The sequence below is a fragment of the Geotalea toluenoxydans JCM 15764 genome, assembly GCF_001311985.1.
Taxonomy (GTDB): Bacteria; Desulfobacterota; Desulfuromonadia; order Geobacterales; family Geobacteraceae; genus Geotalea; species Geotalea toluenoxydans.
Genome location: NZ_BBCJ01000040.1, coordinates 1 through 13854 on the forward strand (window position 1 = coordinate 1; position 13854 = coordinate 13854).

Genomic DNA, 13854 nt, shown 5'->3' on the forward strand with positions numbered 1-13854 from the left:
GAGGTGAGGGGTGAGGCGGTGAGGCGGGTGAGGCGGTGAGGCGGCGCCTTTACTGTTTAATCGGCTCTGGTGGTGAAGGGGACTGCAGGGCTTTCTGCTATCGCCTCAGGTAGCTCCAGGTTGCGCGGGATCTTGTCCAACTCCTCCACCCGGTCGATATCCTTGCCGGTGGAGGCTCCCAGTTCCTTGAAGCGGCGAGCGGTCACCAGAACTCGTGTCTCCATGGATCCCACGGCCTTGTTGTAGGATTCGACGGCCCGCTCCAGTCCCTTGCGCATATCGGAAAAATGACCGGCCAGGGTGGCTATCCGGTCGTAAAGGGATTTGCCCAGCTCGGAAATTGCCTGGGCGTTTTCGGCGATCTGCTCCTGCCTCCAGCCATAGGCCACCGCGCGGAGCAGGGCGATAAGGGTGGTGGGGGTGGCGAGGATCACCTTCTGCTCGACGCCGAACTCGATCAAGCTCGGGTCCTGCTCCAGGGCGGCGCTGAAGAACGTTTCGCCAGGAAGGAAAAGAACGACAAACTCTGGTGTTGGCTGAAACTGGTCCCAGTATGACTTGGCCGAGAGCTTTGTCAGGTGGACCCTGATGTGACGGCTATGCTCCTTCAGCTGACGCTGGCGCTCCTCTTCGCTGGCTGCTTCCAGCGCTTCAAGATAGGCCATCAGCGGCGCCTTCGAATCTACGATGATATTCTTGCTGTTGGGCAGCTTGATGACCATGTCCGGCCGTAGCGTCCCTCTTCCGTGGTGGTCGATTCCTGCTCCTGAAAATCGCAGTAGTTGACCATGCCGCACATCTCCACCACCCGCTTCAGTTGAATCTCCCCCCATCGCCCGCGTACGGTGGGAGCGCGCAAGGCCTTGACCAGATTGGCCGTCTCCCCTTGCAGCTGCATTTGCCCGGCTGTCATGGCCTTGATCTGTTCGGTCAACCCGGCATAAGCGGTGATGCGGGTTTTTTCCAGCTCCTGGATCTTGGTATCCACCTTTTCCAGGGACTCCCGCATCGGCCTGACCAGTTCGTCGATGGCCTTGTGCCGTAGCGCCAGGTCACCTTTGGCCCCCTCCTGGAATTTTTCCAGCGATGACTTGGCCAGATCGAGAAAAGCCTGGTTATTGCTGTTCAGGGCCTCGGCGGACAGGGACTTGAAGGCATCGGCCAACTTCACATGGGCCGCGTCGAGGATGGCAAGCTTTTCCTCGGTGGCTTTACGCTCCTCACCCAGCTGGGTCGCCATGGCCGAAAGCCTTGCCTTAAGGGAGGAATTTTCATCAAAGGCCTGCTGCAGTTGTGCTTCTTTTGCCCGGAGCTGCACCTCCAGCTGCGGGATGCGATTCACCTTCTCTTCGGCGGCGGCCTTTTTTTCGGCAATCGCCTGCAGTTCTGCCTGCAGTGAACCCTTTTCACCGGTGGCGTTACCAAGTGCAGTCCGCAGTTCGCCTATCTGCTGCTCACGGTTCAGCAGCCGTTCATTGAGCGCCGCCGTAGCCGCTTCAGTTTCCTTTTTCCCCTGCTCGTGGGCGTACTTCAATTTCGAGCTGTATATCAGCCAAACCACTATGGCTATTACCAGTCCCGGTATCAGTACCATGTATTCCATCAGTTGCACCCGCTGGCCATCCCATCCTTCAACCCCTGCAGGAACTTCAGCAGGCAGGCATTGAATTCATCGGCTTTTTCCATGTTGACCATATGTCCGGCCCCGGCGATCATGCAGTTGGAGGCATGGGGCAATCGGGAGACAAGGATGTCGAAGTTTTCCCGAGCCATGGCCCTGTCTTCGGTTGCGCCGATGACCAGTGACGGCATGGTTATCCTGCCAGCATGGGGGTATAATCCTGGCGGTCTCCAATGGCCAGCAGCCCACCAGCCATGCCGGCCGGATTTGCTGCCTGCATCCAGGCAGAGACCTGCGCCACCAATTCGGGCTTTTTACCGATTGTCTCCTCGGCAAAAAGCAGCTTGGCGAAGATGTCGGCCGCTATCCTGGCGCCAAAGGCTCTCACATCATCGGCCATGGCCTTGCGCTTTGCCTTGCCTGCCTCGTCGTCTGCCCCGCTGCGGGTAACGATGAAGCAAGGGGCGATGATCCGGTCTGGATGCCGGGCAAGCATGTTGAGGAGCACATATCCCCCATTGACATGCCGCCGACCACAGCCCTCTTGATTTCCAGCCGGTCCATCAGGGCAATGAGATCATCGGCAAATGTATCCATTGAACAAGCGCCTGTTCCGGGCTCGCTCTCGCCGAACCCGCGCAGGTCAGGGGTAATCAGCCTGAATCCGGCACCAGGAATTGTCTTTTTCTGGGGCAACCACATCTGCCGATTGAGGGGGAATCCGTGAATGAGAATGACAGCCGGGCCGTCCCCCAGGTCATCATAAGCAAGGGATAATCCTTCTCTTTCGTATTTCATGGTGCAGCTCCTTGAGATATTTTTGCGGGAGAAACTCTAACATTATTTCTCCGCAGGTCGCGAATATTTTTTCGCTTTTCGCGGCAAGTGGAGACCAACCATGGATCGGAAGGAGATTACGCAGGGCAATTCGCTAGCTTGTCCGGGCGAAATTGTGAGGCAGGGGAATGCAGCTGATGTATTCGCAGAAATCCTCGGTCAGTTCATCCTGTTTGCCCTTGCGGAAGATGAAGAGATGTTCAAGATGAAGAATGGAGTTCATGTTGATGTGGGTGGAATGAAAGGCGATGCGTCATTTGATTTGCGAACGACCTTTGCCGGCATGGTGATGGTAATGGTGGTCGGACCTTCAGTGAAGCAGAGGGAAACTGATGCATTATCCTCATCCAACTGTTCCACCACTGGCACTTTTATATAAATCCCCTTATTGCAGAGATTGTACACTTCGCCGAGAATGGTCGTTTTCCCGCACTGGATTGCTGCCGGTGCATGGAAATCGATTCTTCTGTATTGTCTGTGATTAACAGGATACATGTCGGCACCGCAGGTGAAAATAATTAAAACTTATATACTTATTAGCAATAATTTCAAGAAAAAAGAATATATCTTAAAGCTTGTCCCATAAGGCTTCGCGCAAACCGGATTTACGTAGCGTCCTACGTGCCGAGCTTTTGACGAAAACATCACCCGGGCCGCATACTTCTACTCCTGTCTTGGCCCTGGTAAGAGCCGTGTAGATGAGTTCCCGGGTGAGGACCTCCGAATGCCGGTCGGGCAGCAGCAGCAAAATCCTGCTGAATTCGGAACCCTGGCTCTTGTGAACGGTCATGGCGAAGGCGGTCTCATGTTCGGGAAGGCGCAGGGGTAGTATTGACCGGAGTGAACCGTCCGCTGTGGTGAAAAAGGCACGCAGTTCTTTGTCTGCTGCCGGGTCAGGCAGAATGATGCCGATGTCGCCATTGAAAAGCCGGAGGCTGTAATCATTTCTCGTCACCATGACCGGCTGGCCTGCATACCAGCGCCCATGGGGGCGAATCAGAACTTTTTCGGCCAAGACTTTTGTTACAAGCCGATTTACTGCCTCTGTGCCGAATGGTCCCTGCCGCAGAGCACACAGAATGCGGAAATCGGCCAATGAGGCAAAGGCGCTCTCTGCCGTTTTCGCCATCAGGTACGGTCTGAACCCATCGGTTATGGTGGCAGCCAGCGCTTCCTGGAGCTTCTCCGTGCCGGGATTCTCACGAAAAAGGAGGTCCGGGTATTTCTGCCCACCCAACAGCTCCAGGGCTGCAGCGCCATTCCCTTCATTGACCAGTCTGCCCAGTTTTCCGATACCACTGTCGACGCCGAAACGGTAGCTTTTGCGCAGGACGATGATGCTGTCGTTCAGAGGGTGAACATCGGCATCGTCAGCATATTCAATGGCTGCCCCAGGGCCGATTACCTCCTCTGCCAGATCACGGAAGGCTTTGGACAAACGCTGGCTGTTGCCGGTGTTGCAGATGTCTCCCAAAACGGCCCCCGCTTCCACCGAGGCCAGCTGGTCCCGGTCCCCCAGCAGGATGAGGCGGGCTGTCTCACCTAACGACTCCACCAGTTTTGCCATCAGCGGCAGTGAAACCATGGATGCCTCATCCACCACCACCACATCGAAGGGGAGGGGGTTGTCCCGGTTGTACTTGAAGCGGCTTGAACCCGGCACGTGCCCCAGGAGCCGATGGAGGGTCGTGACCTGGTTGGGGATCTGTTGCAGCACATGCTCACTGACGGGCATCCTGCTTCTTGCCGAGGTTATCGATTCACCAAGTCTTGCCGCTGCCTTGCCGGTGGGGGCGGCCAGGGCAATGTGGCATTTTCCGGCGGCGGCCTGCTCGATGAGCAGGATCAGGACCCGGAAAACAGTGGAGGTCTTTCCCGTTCCAGGCCCCCCGGCAATAACGGTAATTTGTCTGCTGACGCAGGCCAGCGCTGCGAGCTGCTGCCAGTCTGTTTCTCCAGCGTTGCCCGTCGGAAACAGGCGGCTCATGCCCTCCCTGAGCAACTCCCGGTCGAAAACCGTCTTGTTGTCCGCAAGACGAAGTAATGCTCGGGCCAGGTCGCTTTCATAGCTCCAGTAGCGGTGGAGGTAGAGACGGTTGGCGCTGTCGAGGACCAAGGGGGTGAAATCCCCCGGTGCACCCACCACTGGCAACTTCCTGAGCCGGGTGGACCATGCTGCCGGGTCATCGATCTCGTAACCTGCAGCAGATTGGCAGACATTCATCAGGTCGAGGCAGACATTGCCATTGCTGACGGCCTGACTGGCAAGGGCGGCCGCAAGCCACAGCTCTTTATCATCGCTGGAAGCCAGGCGACAGATGAAGGCGGCAAAGTGTCTGTCCATATGGCTAAATGGCATGATCTCGGCCACTGGCCCATTCCGTCCTCCCTGTTCATGGCAATGTCTCCACCAGCAGCGGGACAGTCGATCAATGAGCTGAAAGGGGGGGCGGGCCTGGAAGATACCGCTGTCACGGCTCTCCCCCCCGACTCCGCGGAGGAAGATGTAGAAAACACCGCCGAAGTGCCGGTCGTAATCGTAATCTGCCAATCGCAGTTGCAGATATCCATGGAGGGCAACGGTGTAAAGCAGGTATTGCAGGTGGTAGAGGCTGTCGGCCATTTCCCTGGCCATTTCCATGCTGCCGTAGTTTTCCTGGCGATTGCCCAAATGGTTGGATTTCCAGTCGATGATGTAGTAGCGCCCCCCATGCTCAAGGACCAGGTCCATGAAGCCGCGCAACATCCCCCTGACCGGAGTGAATGACAGCTTGGCTGCCAGTTCGGCCAGGTTTAAATCGGATGCTGCGTCATTCCAGCTTGCTGCCGCTTCTCGAAAAGTATCACTGGAGATCCGGGCCAGTGGAAAAAAGAATTCCAATTCGGTGAGCCTGCGGTCAGGGCCGATTTCGGAAAGCGCAAAAGAGCCTGCATCGGTCGTTAACCGTGCCTGGATCACGTTTCTGGTCATTGAAAGCACTGTTTCCAGCCATTGCCCGGCAAAGCCATGCTTTTTCAACAGGGCTTCAACCAGGCCGGGGGCCGTGGCGAAATCGGTAAAATCAAGGTTCTCGAAAATTTCATGGAAAAAAATACCGGCGGCGGCCCCCCGGGGAAAGGCGAAAATGCCGGATGCTGGCAGGTCGGAGTGATCTTCTGCTTTGGCAAGGGCGGCAGCATCACGATCCGGAAGTTCTGCTGCATGGGCGCCATGTCTTGTGGAGGATGAAAAGGAGGTGAAGCTGGTGACTCGCCAATCCCGGTCAATGCGGCCGGTGAAGGTGCGGCAGACACATTTTTCCGGCTGCGGCGCCTTGGCCGGATAAGGTTGAGGCGCCCCCTGAAACGGTGCCTCTATGGCGATGCTACCGGCTGCATTTCCTGCTATTCGGTGCAGGTCGGCGAGTATTTCCTCGTCGGTGAGACTGACCTGGCCGTTGTTGGCTGTCGCTTGAGGATGAAGAAGGTAGTGGAGGGCGGAGTTTCCTGCATCCTTGAAAGCGCCCCAGGCCAGGTAGCAGCGGTGACGGGCACGGGTGACGGCCACATAGAGAAGGCGGAGGTTTTCAGCCATGGCTTCCCTTGCTGCTCTTTGCCGGTTAACCTCCAGTTCGGGCGAACCCATGTCGATGGTGGGGAGCCGGTCATCGCCGTGGAAGGTGACTGTTTTTTCCCTCCGCCCATATTCGGCCCAGTTGAAGGGACAGAAAACCACTTGATATTCCAGCCCCTTGCTCTTGTGGATGGTGACCAGCTGCACAGCGTCTGAATCCGTTTCCAGACGGATTTCGTGCTCCTCCCGTTGCTCCTTTTCGCCGATCCGTTCGGCCAGCCAGGAAACTACCCCCTCCATTCCCAGGCGATGCAAGACGGCCGCCCCATGGACCGCCTCAAAGCAGTGAAGGACATTGGTGAGTCTTCTTCTGCCGCCTGACAATGCCAGGATGCGGCTCCGTACCTGTCTTGCAGCCATGAATCCCATGGCCATGGTCATGCAGCCGCCCGTCTGCCACTGGTCATGGTAACGGCTGAATTCCGCCAGCACTGCCTCCCACCGTGCTCATTCTCACCGATAGCCGCCAGATCATCGCCGGATAGTCCAAGCAGATCGGTGACCAGGGCTGCCCTGACCTGCCGTTCATTGGCTGGGTCCGCAACGGCGGCCAAAAAATGAAGCACCTCCCTTGCTTCTGCCGATTCGAAAAGGTTGCCGGCACTGCAGACGACGCTGGGAATGCCCAGCCGGCTCAGGGCACGTTGGACTAGCCTGGCCTGGCGGTTTGCCCGTACCAGCACGGCAATGTCTCCGGGAGCGATGGGCCTGTTGCCGATGCACAGCCTCCCCTCTGCACCGTCGTGCAACAGCTGGGAAATCTCCCCGGCCACCGCGTCGGTCAGCATTTGCCAGGCATCGCCCTTGTTGATGGGCTTGCCCGTTTCCCGGCGTCCGGCAAACCAGAAACGGAAAGGAGCGGCATCTTCCCTGCCGTCCAAAGTCAATAATTCCCGTTCCCGTTCGGCAGGGGTTACCTGGTGGAACTGTATCTCCTCCATACCGAAGGGGGCGATTCGGGAGGAAAAAAGGCCGTTAACGGCCTGGATCAGCCGGGGTTCGGAGCGCCAGTTCTCCCCGAGGGAGTGGCCGACAAGGGGGCTTTTGGCGGCATCCAGGTAGGCGAAGATATCGGCGCCCCGGAAGCTGTAAATGGCCTGTTTCGGGTCGCCGATGAGGAAAAAGGGAGTCGTATCGCCGGCTGGATAAATTCGGTCGAAGATTCTGAACTGGATCGGATCGGTATCCTGGAATTCGTCGATAAGCGCAGCCCGATAGTGCTCCCTGATCATGGGGGCCAGGGAATAATCAGCGGCTTGCACGGCGGCATGCAGGTCCAGCAGGAGGTCCTGAAAGAAACGGATGTTTTTCTTTCCCTTGCGTTTCGGCAGTTCTGCAGCCAGGTAATCGAAAAATCCCCTTTTCAGTGCGAGCAGCCATTTTTCTGCATGGTCGCAGTCTACTCCACCTTGAGGAGTGACCATGGCTTGCGGTTCGGGTAGTATCCTGATCAGGGGATTGCCGGCGTGCCGGCTTGCCAGTTCCAGCAGTGCTTCCGGGGTAAGCCCTGCCTCAATGGCTGTCCTTGCAAGTGCAGACGGGGCATTGTAACAGTGCGTGCGCCAGTAGTCGGCGGCAATTTGCCGTAGTATCGGCCGTTCGTCGGTCACCAGCTCCGTATCGTACAGGGAGCCGCTCTCGAAGGGGTTTTCCTGGAGCATGCGCTGGCAGAAGCCATGGATGGTGAAGATTGCCGCCTCATCAAAAGAGCGCAGGGCGTTGGTCAAGGCCTGTCCTGCAGCGGATCTGTCGGTAATGCGACCGATCAGGCACATAAGAAAGGGGTCGGTGCTTGTCCCCTGACCAAAAGCCTCTTCTGCCTCGGTGAGCCGCCTTCTGATCCGTTCCCGGAGTTCCTTGGTCGCCGCCTCGGTGAATGTCACCACCAGGATTTGCTCTACAGGCAGATGCTGTTCCAGAACCAGTCGCAGATAGAGGGCGGCTATGGCAAAGGTCTTGCCGGTTCCGGCACTGGCTTCGATCAGGTTGCGCCCGGCGATGGGGGTATTGAGCAGGTCCAGGGGGCTCATTTATCGGCCCCCTTTTTGCTCTTCTTCTCGCACAAGTGAGCCAGAAGCGGTCCGTAGACCGCCATGGACAGCTGCATGAAATCCTCGTCCAAGGGGTCTGTCCCGCCGAAGCAGCGCTGAAACCAAGGATCATCCTTTTCTCCCGGATAGTCTTCGGAGCCGTGCCATTTTTTGCCTGCATCGGCCAGTGCCTTTGCCGCCTTCTTCGGATCGGAGGCTTTTTTCGCATATTCAAGTGCGGTTTCCGGGAAAAAGCGCAGGGGGGTGGCTATGCCCCGCTGATAGAGGGCCAGCAAATTTGCCAGCTCGCTGAGGCTGTCGGAGACCGGGGCAGCAGTAAGAGTGGCGTCGCTGGCCAGGAGGAAGGCGTTGCGTGGATAGTTCACCGGCGCGGCGCAGTTCAGGCAGAGGTATTCGATCCACATGCGCAACCTGTCCTTTGCCTTCAATTTTGCGTACCGGTAATGGACGAGGCCGGTGGGCCAGATGCGCTCCATGCGGCCGACCAGACGCACCCCGCAGGACTCGATCTGGAGCTCCAGCGTGGGGAGAGGTGGTCCTGGGGCAACGGCTGCCACTTGAGCGGCAAATTCGCTTGCTGCCGTTGCCAGCTTGTCGTAAATAACCAGCCCTGGTTCTCCTGGCGGGAGATCGCCCCGGCTTGCGGCAACGGTTCGATGTACCGAAAGATCCTCCCCCTCCACCAACCTGGCCACCATCTCCTGCTCCAGGGCATATTTACACAGGTGATCCAGTGAAAAGGGTTCATCTTCCTCCATGGTTTCATGGCGCAGTTCCAGGAAGATTCCCAGGTGCCGCTGCAGCAGGTGTCGGCAAGGGTTGGCGAAAAAATCCACCAGCTCCGTAATGTTGATCACCGTCTCTGTTGCCACTGGCAGCGGCCTGGTGAGAAAGCTGGCCGGTTCGGCTGCCGGCGGGGCCGCAAATGCTGCCAGCCTGTTTTCACGCTATAGCTGAAAAGCTGGCCATTGCCGGGGCAGAAGTATCTGTCGCTGAAGGGCTGCAAGGGATGATCGATGCAGAGGGCATCTCCAGCTGCCTTGTCATCGTCCTCTCTGCCTGCGACCGTGAAGCTTTTGCTGCAGTAGTCGATCAGCTCGCTGACCAGGGGAGAGGGGGGCAAGAGGCTATTATCCTTGATGCTTCGTCCCACGTAACTGATGTAAAAATGGTCCCGGGCAGAGAGGATCGCTTCCAGGAACAGGTAACGGTCCTCGTCCCGTTGGTTGCGGTCGCCCCGGCGTGGTGCTGCAGCCATGAGATCGAAGCCGCTTTTCCGGTTGCGGCGGGGAAAGACACCATCGTTCATCCCCAGAAGGCAGATGACGCGAAAGGGGATGCTGCGCATGGGAAGCATGGCGCAGAAGGTGATCCCGCCGGTGAGAAAGCCGAAGCCCCTCTGTTGCCGGTCAAGTTTTTCCCCCACCCAGGACCTGATCACCTCAATGCCGACGGCGCCGGTGAACATGGCCATGTTGCCGCAACTCTCCAGCAGGTCAATAACCCGGAGCAAACTGCCAATGTCATCTTCATCGTTCAGGTCATCCGGGGCAAAGAAGGTCGTTATGAGCGCGCGCAGTTCCACGGTCCATTCATGAAGGTGCAGCGGCTTGGCCAGGCCGGCTGCGGACCGGAAAAGAGTTTCGCACAATTCGAGAAACCGTCCCAGCACGACGGTATCCGACCCTTCCACATGGTCATAGGGGAGAATCCCGGCGAAGAACCTGTTGTCGTTGCCGGCCATGGCGTAGCCGAGGAGGAGACGGTCAAGCCCGGCCCGCCAGGAATTTTCCCCAAAGGAGGGAAGACCATGCTCGCTGCGGGTGTGGGCATCGATTCCCCAACGGACGTTGGTGGCGGACAGCCACTGGCGGATCAGGTCCAGATCGCCCGTGGCCAGCCATAACGGCGCAGGACGGGTGCTGCTTCCACAATGTCGAGTACCTGGGTGACGGTGAAGCGGCTACCGCAGAGATCGAGAATGGCAAGGAAGGTTTCGGCGGCTTCTCCCTCACGGCGCAGGCTGCGGTCGGCGATGGAAAAGGGAATCTTTTCCTCTGCACGTTCCGGGCTGCCGAACACCGCGGAGATATAGGGAGCGTAGCTTTCGATGTCCGGCGTCATGACCAGGATATCCCGGGGAGACAGGGATGGGTCCTGATCGAGTCGGTGGAGCAGCTGGTCGTAGAGCACCTCCACTTCGCGCATGGGACTGTGGCAGGAGTGGATGCGCAGGGAATCATCCGTGCAGGAGACGATGCTCTTCTGTTCACTGCGCCGGTCCCGCAGGTCGAGTATATCCCCCTGTATGGCGTGGAGCAGGCAGTTTCCATCCGGCTCCATAAAAGATTCCTCAGGAGCAACTTCTCCGCAGTCGCTGATCAGGGTCTCGAAGAAGTCCCTTCCCGTACGGCCGAAAGAGGCGAGCAATGGATTGCCGGTCTCGAAATAGTCCGCTCCGCCGCTGAAATCGAATTCCTGCTGGCCGATCCTGGGCAGTGCCCTCTCCGGTACGATCCTGCCCCAATACTGGCGGCATGGATTGAGGAGGAAAAGGTTGACCTGGGTATGTCGGGCGATGGCGGTGAGGACCTCAAGGTGAAAGGGAGGAAGGGTGGGGATACCGATCAGTGAGATACGCTGGGGAAGATCGGCGGGTTTTTGTTTCCCGCGGCCCAGTTGGCGGCGAAACTGCATCAGCAGGGACGCCCGGTGGTGGTGGGAGTTGTTCTTGACCAGCTCCCGCCACAATGACGCCTGCCAGCCGTCAGCTGCTCCATTCTCCCAAGAGGCCAGCAAGTCAGACCGATAAATAGTGTACTGATCGTAGGTATCGGCAATGACGCCTGCCAGCTGCAGGCGTTTCAGGCCAGCAGGGTCCTCGGCCAGATAGGCGGCCAGGGGTTGAAAATCGGCCTGTTCCAGGTAGCCGGGCAACACCTCCATGATGTGCCAGGTGAGCACATCCGGGTGGAAGGAAGATATTTCGGGGGGGTCGGTAAGGTTGGGAATGACGCTGGTGAAAAGCCGATCGATGAGGGCATTGGGAAAAGGAAACTCGGCATTGGCCCACACCCCCAAGTTCTTTGCCAGTTCCATGGCCAGCCAGCGCTGCATTCCCTTGCTCTGGACAACGATGATCTCCGGAACGAATACGGAAGCAAGGGGCCTCTTCACCACTGATGCCAGTTCCTCGACGAGGACTTCCATACGGTTGCTGGTAATTATTCTCAGCGCCATCGGCGGACCTCTGCAGAGAATGGCCTGTTATGCACCGGCTTTTTTCAGGAAATCCCTGACCATGGGGGTGAATGTTTCATGCTCAAGTAGGAAGGCGTCATGGCCATAGGCAGAATTGATCAGGTGGTATTCCACCGGTTTGCGGAGCTTTTCCAGCATTCTGACCATTTCCTCCGTCTGGGGAGGGGGATAGAGCCAGTCGGAGGAGAAGGCGAAGAACTGCATGGGGGCCTTGACTTGGGCAAAGGCTTCTTCCAGTGATTCATAGCCCCAGGCCACGTCGTAAAGGTCAAGAGCTTTGGCCAGGTAGAGAAAGGCGTTGGTGTCGAAGCGGTCGACAAAGTTGTAACCATTATAGTTCAGGTAACGCTCCACCTCGAATTGACCGAAGAAGTCGAACTGGCCGTCCTTGGCGGAAAAACGCCGGCCGAACTTGGCGGTCATGGATTCATCGGAGAGGAAGGTGATGTGGCCGATGCCCCGTGCAAGGGCCAGGCCGTCCCGGGGATTTTTGCGGTATTCCCCCTTTTTCCAGGTGGGATCGTTGAATATGGCCCAGCGGGCTACGGCATTGAGACTGATGGCCTGTGCCGACGGGCGCGGCGTGGTGGCGAGGATGACGGCCGAGGCAATGCGGTCCGGGAACTGGGTTGCCCACTCCAGTGCCTGCATCCCCCCCATGCTTCCCCCCATTACCGAATGAAGGCGCTCGATGCCAGATGGTCGATGAGCAGCGCCTGGGCACGTACCATGTCGCGGACGGTAATGACCGGGAAGGTCAGGGCGTACTTTTTCCCGGTCTTGGGATTTATGGATGCCGGACCGGTGGAGCCGAAGCAGGAGCCGATCACGTTGGAGCAGATAACAAAGTAGCGGTTGGTATCAAGCAGTTTGCCGGGGCCGACAATTTCATTCCACCATCCCGGTTTCTGTTCACTCTCGCTGTATCTGCCTGCCAGGTGGGCACTGCCGGTCCATGCATGGGTAACCATGATGGCGTTTGAGCGATCGGCATTAAGGATGCCGTAAGTTTCATAGGCAATGGTGATCGGCCCGAGGATACGGCCGCTTTCCAGGCGGAGGTCAGTTTGGAAGGTGATTGATTTTTCTTCAACTATGCCGACTGTCATAACGTGCCTTTTGTATGGAAAAAGCCCCTTCCGGATAACGAGAAGGGGCTTTGGTGTTGATTGGTCTAAAGCGCCTCTCTCATCTTTACCCAATGGGCAGGATTTAGCACCTGACGCCGTCCTTTCGGATCAACCGGTTGCTGTGGCTTCACAGGGCCTTTTCCCTCCACCACTCTTGATAAGCAGGTCTGCATATTCAATTGTAGGACAAAGGATAAGGGAGCGACTTTCTTTTGTCAACGGCAAATTTACAGCTGATTGCGGTACTTGACGAGCAGAAAGAGGCAGATCACGCCTCCCGCGGCCATGGTAAGGTCCCGCAGCCAGGGGACCGGCTTGTCCAAGCCGGAGTAAATGATCGGGTCAAGAAATGCGGAGATGAGCAGCCCTGTGCCTCCCCAGGTGAGAAGCTTCTTCATCGGTTCATGCTCCTTTCAAGCCGTCTCTTCCGAAGGGTCGCACACTTCCCTGATCGGGCAGGACAGGCATTTGGTCAGATCCTTGCCGTTGCAGCCTTCGGAAATCCCCAGATGGCAAAGGCTAAAATCGTATTTGACCGGATCGTCGGGATCGAGCTTCTTCAGCGCGGCGGTGATTTCCCTTGCCATTCGCCAGTCTGCCTGTTTGCGACTGGTGAAGCCGAGAAAACGGCCGATGCGCTGGATGTGGGCATCTACCGGGATCACCAGTTGGGCCGGTGAGACTTTTTTCCACAGTCCAAGATCAATGCCGTCCGCTGGCCGGACCATCCAGCGCAGATACATGCAGAGCCTTTTGCAGGCGCTTCCGGAGGCGGGAGAGGGAAAGAAAAAACGGAAATAAGAATCAGCCGGGATAGTTGACGAACCGAAGACCGGGGAGAAATCCAGCGCCTGAATATTTTCGGTGAACAGGGTCAGGGATTCGGTGATGTCTTCGGCGGCAGCATCGTGGCAACTGAGGAAATATTCGCCGATGGAGTCGCTTCGTCGATCATCAGCTGGCAAGCCAGCAGCAAGGCGCAGAGATCCCGGCCATCGTTGAAGCGGTGTTTAAAACCGGCGAACAGTTGAAGGGCTGCGGCAGGTTCTAAATCTTCTACAAACTTCCGGGGTGAACTTCCCATTTTACTGAAGATGGATTCCAGGTTTCTCAGGATTATTTTAACGTTGCCATAAGCGAAGGCAGCGGCGATAAAGCCGGCTATTTCCTGGTCTGCAGGGAGACTGTAGCGGTGACAGAAGGATAGAGGGTCGTTCGCCAGATGAACAGTAGATCTGCCGGCATAAAGGGATTCGAGAAGTTGTTTCAACTGCATTTGCAATCCATTGCTACCTCAGTGGGTGGACAATCCACGCGGGAATGATAGATTAACATAGAGAA

General features: G+C 57.4%; 10 protein-coding genes, 3 pseudogenes and 1 riboswitch. All 13 genes and pseudogenes read right to left on the reverse strand.

The window, feature by feature from the left end:
- Positions 1–56 precede the first annotated feature (56 nt).
- The 13 genes and pseudogenes from JCM15764_RS28910 to JCM15764_RS19180 all read right to left on the reverse strand — a co-directional run bounded on the left by JCM15764_RS28910 (position 57) and on the right by JCM15764_RS19180 (position 13789).
- A pseudogene (locus JCM15764_RS28910) lies at positions 57–1603 on the reverse strand (DNA recombination protein RmuC).
- Positions 1603–1812 (reverse strand): alpha/beta fold hydrolase, encoded by a 210-nt coding sequence (locus JCM15764_RS28915; protein ID WP_369412383.1) that lies wholly within the window; start codon positions 1810–1812, stop codon positions 1603–1605. The pseudogene JCM15764_RS28910 and the gene JCM15764_RS28915 overlap by 1 nt, the downstream one beginning before the upstream one ends.
- A 2-nt stretch (positions 1813–1814) precedes the next feature.
- Positions 1815–2021 carry a hypothetical protein gene (locus tag JCM15764_RS28920; protein WP_369412384.1) on the reverse strand — a complete coding sequence of 69 codons (207 nt, stop codon included), beginning with the start codon at positions 2019–2021 and terminating at the stop codon, positions 1815–1817.
- On the reverse strand, positions 2006–2419 hold the full coding sequence (locus tag JCM15764_RS28925; protein WP_369412385.1) for an alpha/beta fold hydrolase: 414 nt from the start codon (positions 2417–2419) through the stop codon (positions 2006–2008). The genes JCM15764_RS28920 and JCM15764_RS28925 overlap by 16 nt, the downstream gene beginning before the upstream one ends.
- A 258-nt stretch (positions 2420–2677) precedes the next feature.
- Positions 2678–2953: a PilZ domain-containing protein gene (locus JCM15764_RS25260; protein WP_243689439.1), complete on the reverse strand. Its 276-nt coding sequence runs from the start codon at positions 2951–2953 to the stop codon at positions 2678–2680.
- Positions 2954–3026: 73 nt separating this feature from the next.
- Complete coding sequence (recD, locus tag JCM15764_RS28930) at positions 3027–6503, reverse strand: exodeoxyribonuclease V subunit alpha (RefSeq protein ID WP_369412386.1); 3477 nt, start codon at positions 6501–6503, stop codon at positions 3027–3029.
- Positions 6449–8101, reverse strand: coding sequence for a UvrD-helicase domain-containing protein (locus JCM15764_RS19165; RefSeq protein WP_054698481.1), 1653 nt, complete (start codon positions 8099–8101; stop codon positions 6449–6451). Before JCM15764_RS19165 ends, recD begins: the two co-directional genes overlap by 55 nt.
- Positions 8098–8994: a hypothetical protein gene (locus JCM15764_RS25270; RefSeq protein ID WP_243689440.1), complete on the reverse strand. Its 897-nt coding sequence runs from the start codon at positions 8992–8994 to the stop codon at positions 8098–8100. The genes JCM15764_RS19165 and JCM15764_RS25270 overlap by 4 nt, the downstream gene beginning before the upstream one ends.
- Entirely contained in the window at positions 8976–10022 is a 1047-nt protein-coding gene (locus JCM15764_RS28935; RefSeq protein ID WP_500778441.1) for a hypothetical protein, read from the reverse strand. Before JCM15764_RS28935 ends, JCM15764_RS25270 begins: the two co-directional genes overlap by 19 nt.
- Positions 9998–11362, reverse strand: coding sequence for an exodeoxyribonuclease V subunit gamma (locus tag JCM15764_RS28945; protein ID WP_369412389.1), 1365 nt, complete (start codon positions 11360–11362; stop codon positions 9998–10000). Before JCM15764_RS28945 ends, JCM15764_RS28935 begins: the two co-directional genes overlap by 25 nt.
- 27 nt (positions 11363–11389) lie before the next feature.
- Positions 11390–12492, reverse strand: a pseudogene (gene metX, locus JCM15764_RS19175) (homoserine O-acetyltransferase MetX).
- A 76-nt stretch (positions 12493–12568) separates the two neighbouring features.
- Positions 12569–12677: riboswitch (SAM riboswitch) on the reverse strand.
- A 63-nt stretch (positions 12678–12740) separates the two neighbouring features.
- Positions 12741–12911 (reverse strand): hypothetical protein, encoded by a 171-nt coding sequence (locus tag JCM15764_RS25275; protein WP_243689441.1) that lies wholly within the window; start codon positions 12909–12911, stop codon positions 12741–12743.
- 15 nt (positions 12912–12926) lie between these two features.
- A pseudogene (locus JCM15764_RS19180) lies at positions 12927–13789 on the reverse strand (TIGR02757 family protein).
- Positions 13790–13854 lie beyond the last annotated feature (65 nt).